The organism is bacterium, from assembly GCA_028821235.1.
Classification (GTDB): domain Bacteria; phylum Actinomycetota; class Acidimicrobiia; order Spongiisociales; family Spongiisociaceae; genus Spongiisocius.
This window is the reverse complement of record JAPPGV010000010.1, coordinates 1-9519: the sequence shown is the minus strand read 5'-3', so window position 1 is coordinate 9519 and position 9519 is coordinate 1. Positions and strand designations below refer to the sequence as shown.

At 67.5% G+C, this 9519-nt stretch carries 9 protein-coding genes; 4 read left to right on the top strand and 5 right to left on the bottom strand.

Features of this window, described 5'->3' with window-relative positions:
• Positions 1-210 precede the first annotated feature (210 nt).
• The gene (locus OXK16_00360) at positions 211-993 is read right to left on the bottom strand and encodes an aldolase/citrate lyase family protein (GenBank protein MDE0374404.1); all 783 of its coding nucleotides are present in this window, start codon (positions 991-993) and stop codon (positions 211-213) included.
• A 218-nt stretch (positions 994-1211) separates the two neighbouring features.
• Here OXK16_00360 and OXK16_00355 point away from each other — a divergent pair, with 218 nt between their 5' ends.
• The 4 genes from OXK16_00355 (at position 1212) to argJ (ending at position 5311) form a co-directional block, all read left to right on the top strand.
• Positions 1212-1955 (top strand): redoxin domain-containing protein, encoded by a 744-nt coding sequence (locus OXK16_00355; protein ID MDE0374403.1) that lies wholly within the window; start codon positions 1212-1214, stop codon positions 1953-1955.
• Positions 1952-2530 (top strand): hypothetical protein, encoded by a 579-nt coding sequence (locus OXK16_00350; GenBank protein MDE0374402.1) that lies wholly within the window; start codon positions 1952-1954, stop codon positions 2528-2530. The genes OXK16_00355 and OXK16_00350 overlap by 4 nt, the downstream gene beginning before the upstream one ends.
• A gap of 137 nt (positions 2531-2667) precedes the next feature.
• Positions 2668-3939 (top strand): DUF4143 domain-containing protein, encoded by a 1272-nt coding sequence (locus tag OXK16_00345; GenBank protein ID MDE0374401.1) that lies wholly within the window; start codon positions 2668-2670, stop codon positions 3937-3939.
• Between the two features lie 136 nt (positions 3940-4075).
• The gene (argJ, locus tag OXK16_00340; GenBank protein MDE0374400.1) at positions 4076-5311 is read left to right on the top strand and encodes a bifunctional glutamate N-acetyltransferase/amino-acid acetyltransferase ArgJ; all 1236 of its coding nucleotides are present in this window, start codon (positions 4076-4078) and stop codon (positions 5309-5311) included.
• Between the two features lie 58 nt (positions 5312-5369).
• Here the strand turns inward: argJ and OXK16_00335 are convergent, their stop codons facing one another.
• The 4 genes from OXK16_00335 to OXK16_00320 form a co-directional block, all read right to left on the bottom strand.
• Positions 5370-5852 (bottom strand): universal stress protein, encoded by a 483-nt coding sequence (locus tag OXK16_00335; protein MDE0374399.1) that lies wholly within the window; start codon positions 5850-5852, stop codon positions 5370-5372.
• A 101-nt stretch (positions 5853-5953) separates the two neighbouring features.
• Positions 5954-6862 (bottom strand): transglutaminase family protein, encoded by a 909-nt coding sequence (locus OXK16_00330; protein MDE0374398.1) that lies wholly within the window; start codon positions 6860-6862, stop codon positions 5954-5956.
• Positions 6859-7845 carry an alpha-E domain-containing protein gene (locus tag OXK16_00325; GenBank protein ID MDE0374397.1) on the bottom strand — a complete coding sequence of 329 codons (987 nt, stop codon included), beginning with the start codon at positions 7843-7845 and terminating at the stop codon, positions 6859-6861. Before OXK16_00325 ends, OXK16_00330 begins: the two co-directional genes overlap by 4 nt.
• 2 nt (positions 7846-7847) lie before the next feature.
• Complete coding sequence (locus OXK16_00320) at positions 7848-9287, bottom strand: circularly permuted type 2 ATP-grasp protein (protein ID MDE0374396.1); 1440 nt, start codon at positions 9285-9287, stop codon at positions 7848-7850.
• Positions 9288-9519: the final 232 nt, after the last annotated feature.

Here is a 9519-nt window from a genome sequence, read left to right as displayed (position 1 = left end):
GAGGAGGCGATCAATCGTCTTGCCGAGGCGGGTATCACCGCGGGCTGTGATTCCGGTGGTGGCTTGTTCTGTCCGGGTATGGCGGTGAGTAGGGCGCAGATGGCCACGTTCCTGGTGAGGGCTCTCGGGCTGGGAGCCTCGACATAGCCTCTGGCCACGGACTCCTTATCATCACCTAGAAGCTGGTAACTACCAGCTAGCAGCTAGCGACTAATACAGTGCCGGGTGGGTACGTTCCTCGTCGGTGAGGGCGGCGTCGGCGATGCCTCGGGTCAGGGCGGCCCGGAACGCCGGCAGGTCCACGACCACCGTCACCATCTGGAACCCCCGTGCCACGCGGTCCGCCGCCGTGCCGGGCGTCGCCTGGATGCCGGGACGGACGCCGTGGCGGTTGCAGGCTTCCACGATGTGATCGAGCATGTCCAGGAACGGCTGGGCGGCGGTACCCGGCTGGTATCCCATCGCCACGGCCAGGTCCGAGGGCCCGACATACGCCACATCGATTCCCGGAACGGACAGGATGTTGTCCAGATCGGCGATGGCTTCCATGGTCTCGATCATCGGCATGCAGGCCACTTCTTCGTTGGCGCGCTGGTAGTAGTCGGCGCCTTCGGTGATCAGTGCCCGGCCGGCGCCGATACTCCGTACGCCCACCGGAGGAAAGCGGGTGTACGAGACCGCCGCGGCCGCCTCCTCGGCCGAGTTGACCATCGGGATGATGACACCCATCGCCCCGGCGTCAAGCACGCGGGAGATGTTGGCCGTGGACAGTTCGGGCACCCGCACGATCGGTGTGACACCGCCCGTGTTCAGCCCCGCCAGCATGCGGACCGTGTCGTCGAAGCCGATGAAGCCGTGCTGGCAGTCGATGACTACGTAGTCGAGATCGTTGGCGGCTACCGCCTCCGCCACCAGCTGGCTGGGAATCGATACCCAGCTACCCAGCGCAGGCCGGCCCGCCGCCCATTTGGAACGGAGTGGATTTGGTCGCATGGCGCCGGATATTGGCACGCCGATTCCGCGTTGCCTAATCCCCGATCACGGTCCTGGCACACCCGCCGCGAGCCGGTAACGTGATCGCGTATGGAGGAGGGCGCCGCGCCTTTGCTGTTTCCCATTGGTCACTCGACCCGAGGAGGTCCGCCGGTGGCGACGCCCGTTGCGCCCGCTCATTGGGCCGGTCGCGATAGGCGGTCGGGAGCGGACGGCTGATGGAAGCCTCTCCACCCCGGAGGCGTGCGGCCGTCGCGGTGGCAGTCGTGCTCGCATTGCTCGTGGTGGCGATCGGAGTTTCGCGGCTGGTGTTCGAGGACCGTGAAGTGACCGCGTCCGGTGATTCCTCGGATACGTCCGCTCCGAGCGTCGCTCCGGCCACGGTCGGTACGACCGCGGCGGTAGGCACGACCACGGCAGCCGGGGTGACTACCACCGTCCCGCCGAGCACCGAAGCCCCCGTGGCAACGACCGCGCCGGCGGTCACCGAGCCGATGGATCCGCCGCCCGTGCTGAGGCAGGAACACCCGCCTCTCAAGGAGATCGACGGCTGGCTGCAGTCGGACGTGACCTCCCTGGAGGAGTTGCGGGGCAAGGTGGTGATAGTCGAGTTCTGGACATTCGGCTGCTACAACTGCAAGAACCGCCTCCCTTATACCCAGGACATCTACGCCGCCTACCGGGACCAGGGTCTCGAGATCGTGGGTATCCATTCCCCCGAGTTCGCCTACGAGAAGGAGGTGGACGCCATAGTGGAAGCGATGGACCGGTTGGGGGTGACCTGGCCCGTAGTGCTGGACACCGATCGCCGGACCTTCCGGGAATGGCAGGGCTCGCCCGCCTACTGGCCCCGCACCTACGTACTGGACCGCTCGGGCCGGGTGCGCTTCGATCACATCGGTGAGGGGGCCTACCGGGCGTTGGAGGACACAGTGGTGGCGCTTCTGGCGGAAGCCCCGTGAGCCTCCTGGTCGAAGCGCTCCGGTCCGCGCTCCTGCCCTGTTCCTATTCGATCCTGCTGATGGCCCTGGTGCTCCTCGGCCTGCGGAAGAGGGGCGAACGAGCCGAGGTGCTGGGGCTTTTCTATCTGGGGACCGTGCTCCTGGCCTGGCTTCCGCTGGCAGGCGTCGACCTGATGCTCGACCACCGGCTGGGCGGGGCCGTCGTCCTGGGAGCGGGCCTGGCTCTGGCCGCGGCGCCGTTCCGGGCCGGCACGGGCGGCGCCGCCCTCGTGGGTGCCTTCGCCGGCGCCACCTGGGTGCCCTGCGTCGGTCCTCAACTCGGCTCGGTCCTGACCAGAGGCCTGACCGAGCCGGCCGGCGCGGTCCTCCCGATGGCCCTGTACCTGGCCGGGGTGATGGTCCCGTCGGCCCTGATCTACCTGCTGGCCGCCAAGGATGCCGGCTCTGCGAAGTTCCTGGCGCGCCCCCGCGTAAGGGTCGGCTTCAAGGTGGTGGCAGCCCTGATTCCCGTAGCGGTGATAACCGGCGCGTACGACCGTCTGGTCGGCGAGTTGGCCCGCCTCTCCAACCTGTAGAGGCCGAGCACATCGCTCTGACCTGTAGGACAGAATCCGTCTGAGTTGTAGGATGAACTCTGTCTAACCTGTAGGATGAACTCTGTCTAACCTGTAGGATGATGCCGACGAAGCTCTGAGGAAGGGGCAGACCGGGTATGGAGAGGAGGCTTACGCCAGGCGGCTACCTGCCGCGGCTGGTCGACGCCGAAGTCCGGGCTGGGCTCGAGACCTCTGCGGCGGTGGTCCTAGACGGTCCCAAGAGCTGCGGCAAGACTTGGACGGCGCTACGACACTCTCGCAGCGCCGTCATGTTCGACCGCGACCCGGACGCTCGCCTGTCTGCGGCGGTGAACCCCGTCCGTCTGCTCGAGGGGCCCTACCCCCGCTTGCTGGACGAGTGGCAGACAGCCCCCGAAATATGGAATGCCGTCAGGGGCGCCTGCGATGACGGGACCGGCCCCGGTCGCTTCATCCTGACCGGATCGGCCGTACCGCCAGACGACGTGACCAGGCACTCCGGCGCTGGCCGTATCCGCCGGATCCGGATGCGGCCCATGTCGTTGCTCGAATCGGGTGAGTCGACCGGTGAGCTGTCCCTCGCTGGCCTTCTCGACGGCGGTAGATGCGACGCTGGACGGCCTGATGTGGACTTCGATGGCGTGGTCGAGGCGGTATGCCGTGGGGGATGGCCCCGCCTGCTCGGGCTTGCCCCGAGGCAGGCCCAGGCAGAGCTCCGGGGTTACCTCGACGAGATCTGCCGCACGGATGTCTCTGCGGTCGATACGACACCCCGGGATCCGGTAGGGGTCAGCCGTCTGGTTGCCTCGTTGTCGCGCAACGTCGCCACGGAGGCGTCGGTCTCGAAACTCTCGGCCGACACGGGCGGGGAGCGGCCGGTCAACCGGACCACCGCCACGGCCTACTTGGCAGCCTTGGAGCGGCTGTTCGTGGTGGAGGACCTACCGCGCTGGCCTACCCACCTCCGCTCACGCCAACCGCTCCGTGGCGCGCCCAAACGCAACCTGGTCGACCCCTCTCTCGCCGCGGCTCGGCTCCGGGCCACTCCCGCGCGATTGGCAGTCGAGCTGCGAACTCTCGGATTTCTTTTCGAATCGCTGGTGGTCCGTGACCTGCGCATCTACGCGCAGGAGGCCGACACGGCCGTGTGGCACTACCGGGACGCCGATGGAGTCGAGGTGGATGCCATTGTCGAGGCCGGCGACGGCCGGTGGGTTGCGGTGGAGGTCAAGCTCGGCGGCGCTCGGCTCATCGACGACGGAGCGTCCTCCCTGCTCGGGTTCCAGGACAAGGCCGAGAAAGACGGGCTGCGACCGCCCGACAAGCTGCTCGTGGTCACCGCCACCGGTTATGGATACGAACGCGCAGACGGCGTGGCGGTCGCTCCCGTCACCGCACTGGGTCCGTGAGTCCGCCTCCTTACACGTAGGGTCACACCCTCCGCTCCTCCCCGGCGGATGTGCCCGGTTTCGACCGGGTCGATCCGGTCTAGCATGCTTGCTCGTCATGGGTATTTCTCCGTCCGATACTCCGGGGACCGGCGCGATGCGGGCCAACCCGCATGGTGGGAACGCGCTGGGGATCGTGGTCCAGGAGGTGGCGTTCCCCGCCGGCTTCGGGCTGCATACCGGCAACATCGGGATCAAGGACCGGACCGAGGACGTGATGATCCTCTCCGCCCCACCGGGAACGACGGCGGCCGGCGTCTTCACCAAGAGCCGGTTCTCGGGGCCGAGCGTCACGCTGAGCCGGAGTCATGTCGCCGACGGTCGGGCGCGGGCGGTGGTGATCATCTCCAAGAACGCCAACGTGGCCACCGGCCCGGTGGGCGATGCGAACGCGGCCGAGGTGGCCGAGCTGACCGCTCGGGTGGTGGGGTGTGACACCCCCGAGGTGATCGTCGCCTCCACGGGCGTGATCGGCGTCCAGTACCCGATGGAGCGGATCCGCACCTACATGAATAGCCTCCAAGACGGCGGCGGCCATGCCTTCGACGAGCCCGGTTCGGCCACCGCGGCGGCCACCGCCATCATGACCACCGATACCCACGCCAAGGTTGCGTCCGCCCGCGCCGGTCCGGCTCGGGTGGTGGGCATCGCCAAGGGGGTGGGGATGATCGAGCCCGACATGGCGACGATGCTGGCGGTCATAGCCACGGATGCGGCCGCCGATCCGGCCTCCCTGGATGCAATGTTCCGGCGGGTGGCGGACCGCACGTTCAACGCCGTCAGCATCGACACCGACACCTCCACCAGCGACATGGCGGTGGTGCTCGCCTCGGGCCGGGCCGGACCGGTGGACGGGGCCGCCCTGGAGGCCGCCCTGGGCGAAGTATGCCTGGAGCTGACCAGGCAGTTGGCGGCCGACGGCGAGGGCGCCGAGACGCTCATCGTGGTAACGGTGGACGGCGCCAGGGACGATGCCCAGGCCAAGAGGGTTGCCAAGTCCATCGTCAACTCACCTCTCGTGAAGACGGCGGTCCATGGTCGTGATCCGAACTGGGGCAGGGTGGCCATGGCGGTGGGGAAGTGCTACGAGGATGACATCCTTGCGGAGCGGATCACCATCCGCTTCGGTCCCACAGAGGTGTATCCGGCGCCGATCACCCCCTTGGTGCTGCAGGACCTGGAGCGTTACCTGGCGTCTCCGGAGGTGCTCATCCATGTCGACCTCGGCGTGCCGGGGGACAGTTCCCGCTCCCCGGGCAGGGGCTCCTTCACCGTGTACGGGTGCGACCTGACCGACGGCTACGTGCGAATCAACGCCGACTACACAACCTAGTCGTCAGTCAATAGCCTCTCTGGAGCACAACCAGCAACTAGAAGCCACCGACCGGCAACTAGTTGTCTGCGGGTTCGGGGATCAGCAGCACGGGCAGGCTCGACCTGGCGGTCACTGTCATGGACACGCTGGTCCAGGACATTTCGTTGAACAGGCGCCGGGTGGCGCCCATCACGATGGCGTCGGCGCCCACCCGCTCGGCGGTGTCGATGATGGCCTGCGCCACGTCGTCCGCCTCCACGAACAGCGTCGCCGTCTCGATATCTCGAAGCCTCAGCGCCGCCACCACCGGAGCCACGATCTTCGCGCCCCGCTCCTGTATGTACCGGTCGGCCTCCCGGGCGGCGCGGTCACGGTCGGTCGGGCCCGCCGGAGCGTCGAAGGGCTGCCACGAGCCGTCCTCGAGCTCATCGAGAAACTCGGCGGGGGCCTGGGTGACGTTCATAACGGTGGCGTTGCCCCGGGTGCCTACCAGCAGCTCCACGAAGTCGGCGACCGGCCCCGGCGGTAGTACTCCGGCCGTAGCGATCAGCGCGTCCATAGGGGCAAATCTACAGGCAGACCACAGGCTACGGCCGCATAAGCCCGCCCAAAGTGCGCATCATCCTGCTCGAGCGCAGTGTGCTCCCGGGTTGGGGTCGGTCACGGTGGCTCGGCGTCGGCCAGACGGGTCACCCGGACGTCCACGTCGAGGCCGGAGTTGGCGCCTCCCTCCACCACCCCTCGGGTTGGCGGGACATCGCGGTAGTCCCGGCCAACCGCCGTCCGCACGTAGCGGTGGTCGGTAAGAGTCCGGTTGGTCGGGTCGAACTCCACCCATCCGAGTTGCGGGAGCCGGCATTCGACCCAGGCATGGGTTGCGGTGCTGGCCGGTCCCGCCCCGTCAGCCGGAGCATCCTCGACGTAGAGGTAGCCGGACACGTAGCGCGTGGGTACACCCCATGATCGGGCGATCGCGATCATGACGTGGGCATAGTCCTGGCACACCCCTTGCCGGGTCGCCAGGATCTCGTCTATGGGCGAGTCCACCGATGTCGATCCCGCCACGTACTCGAAGTTGTCGTTCAAGGTCGACGCGAGCGCCGCCAGATCGGTCAGCGGGTCGGACCCCGGCCCGATTCCCGTCTCGGAAACGAACTCGGTGAGGGCCGGAGTGGGACCGGCCCCGGGACTCGGGTGGGTGAATTGCCAGAGGTCCAGGTCGGTGGTCCAGAATCTCACCACCTCCCACGCCTCCGGCTCCAGGCTCTGCGGCAGGGACGGCGGGGGCGCTACCTCGACGGTGGAGACCGATACCACCTCGAGGGTGTCGTGCGTCTCGTTCACGGTGAGGACGTGGCGGGTGTTGCCGAACGGGTCGACCTCGGTGGTCAGCCGCCCCGGTGGGGAAGTGGTGATTCCGAACTCAAGCACCTGCTGGCGGGCGCCGTCGAGCGGCCGGAGGCAGAGCGACATGGTGCATCTTCGGACCGGCGAGCTGTAGGCGAACCTGGTGAGGTGCTCGATCCGGTAGCGAGCCGCACCAGCCGGGCCCGCAGCCGGGAGGCTCACTGGTCGAACTGGCCGAGGCGAGGCGGCCGGGCCATCACGGGATAGTCGAAGTAGGTCTCGGTCACCAGATCGTGGAGCCGCCGGATGGCGTCCCTGAACTCGGCGAACAGGCCTTCGGGATCGGCCGTCCCGGGCCAGGCGGAACGAAGCAGGTCCGACAGGTGGTCCGCCTGGATCCGGGCCTGGGAGGTGGCGGTGCGGTCGGGACCCAGTCCGATCGCCGACAACTCCCGATGCAGTCCCAGCACCGACATGCTCAGCGAGTCGGGAAGTTGCGGATTGGAGACGATCAGGTCGAGCACCCGGTTGGGATCGACCTCCAGGCCGTCGCCCTGCTGGTATGCCTCGAACGCATGAAGCAGCCGGAGCAGGCTGGTCCAGTAGGCATCGGCGGGAACATCGAACAGCCGCACCGCGGCGATCTGGGCGCTGAGCAGCGAGGCCACCAGCTCGGCCCGTTCCAGCAAGCTGCCCATCCGGATGAAGTGCCAGCCCTGGTCCCGGTACATGGTGGAGGAACTGACGCCCCGGAAGGTGTCGATGTCCGCCTCGACTGCGGCATAGAACTGCTCGGGCGTAGACGCCCAGATGTCCTGGATCTCGATGTCGCGGAGACGCAGGTATGGCCGGTTGAGGGATGTCCACATCTGCGCCGAGATGCGGTGGCGCACCTGGCGGGCGTTCTCTCGAGCCTGGGCGAAACAGTTCCTGATGGAGTCGGGAGTGGTGGGTTCGAAGGTGAGGTCGTCGGCCAGGGTGAAGGAGTCGGCCAGGGTGTATTGCTCGTCGGCCTCGGTGTCGAGGGGCCCGGGGTGCGGTTGCCTCCCCAGCGCGCCATAGATCCGGTGCCACCCGAAGTAGATGTCACGAACCGGGCTGTCCACGAGTGACTCCGTCTGCTGGCGCATCAGCCGGGCCAGATGGGCCGCCCTCTCCAGGTACCGGCCGATCCAGTAGAGGCTCTCGGCGCTGCGGGCCAACATTCCTAATGGTCCTCTTCCAGTACCCAGAAGTCCTTGGCGCCGCCCCCCTGGCTGGAGTTGACCACCAGGCTCCCCTTGCGCAGCGCGATCCGGCAGAACGCCCCCGGCACGATGCGGGTCTCGCTTCCCGACAGGATGAAGGGCCGCAGGTCGACGTGGCGGGGCTCGAGGCGGCCGTCGATGAGGCAGGGCGCCCGGGACAGGGCCAGCGTGGGCTGGGCGACGAAGCCGGCCGGATCCTCCCGGAGCAGGGATGCGAACCGGTTGCGTTCCTCGGCGTCCGCATGGGGGCCGACCAGCATCCCGTAGCCGCCGGACTCGCCCACCCGCTTCACCACCAGATGCTCCAGGTTGTCCAGGGTGTACTCCAGATCCTCGGGGCGGCGGCACAGGTAGGTGTCGACGTTGGGGATGATCGGCTCCTCCGCCAGGTAGTAGCGGATCATGTCGGGGACGAAGGCATACACGCTCTTGTCGTCAGCGACCCCCGTGCCCGGAGCGTTGACCACCGACACGTTGCCGAGCCGAGCGGCATGGAGCAGGCCGGGAGCGCCCAGCAGCGAGTCCGGGCGGAACACGAGCGGGTCCAGGAAGTCGTCGTCGATCCGGCGGTAGATGACGTCCACCCGTCGCAGACCCGTGGTGGTGCGCATGTAGACGTAACCGTCCTCAACCACCAGGTCCCGGCCCTCCACCAATTCGGCGCCGATCTGGCGGGCCAGGAACATGTGCTCGTAGAAGGCCGAGTTGTAGACGCCGGGGGTGATCAGGGCGAGTGTCGGGTCGTCGCAGCCTTCGGGCGCCATCTCGCGGAGGGTCTGGCGGAGGACGAGTCCGTAGTTCTCCACGGCGCCCACCCGGGAGCGCCGATAGAGGCGGCGCATGGCCGACTTGGTGGCCTTGCGGATGGCGATCATGTACGAGACACCCGAGGGAACCCGCAAGTTGTCCTCGAGAACCCGGAAGCCGTCCACGGTCCGGACCAGGTCGGTGCCGCAGACAGCCACCCAAATTCCCCTCGGGGCTTCGAATCCCCGCATCTCGACCCGGTACTGGGGGCAGCCGAAGATCATGTCCGGTGGAATGACTCCGTCGGTGACGATCCGGGCCGGGCCGTATATGTCCCGGAGGAAGGCGTTGAGAGCGGCCAGGCGCTGCTCGAGTCCCCTTGCCAGGCCTCGCCATTCCGAGCTCCCCATCACTCTCGGGATGCAGTCGATCGGGATGATGCGCTCGTCGGCCTCGTCGTCGCCGTAGACGGTGAAGGTGATGCCCTCATGGGTGAAGGATCGGGTGACCCACTCGCCGACCGCGTTCACGTAGTCGTCAGAAGCCCCCAGGAGAGTCTCGTACAGGTCCCTGCCATGGGGGCGGGGCGTCCCGTCGTTCAGGAACAGCTCGTCATAGATGCCCGCGTCGAGGTCGTAGTCGTGGAACTTCATGCCGTCGAACCCGGCGTGGGCGCCGGGCCGATCACCCCTCTCCAACGGTTGGTTCGCTGCCTGCCGGCCACCCTCGTTCGGATCGATTGACCGGTGCCGGAATCATACTGAACGCGGAACCGGACGACTCGGGCAGGGTGTAACGTGGACTCGAGGCCGGATCTAGGAGGAACTTGGTAGAGGCGGCATTGATCAACCGGGTCACCTGGATGATCCCCAACGCCCTGGCCTT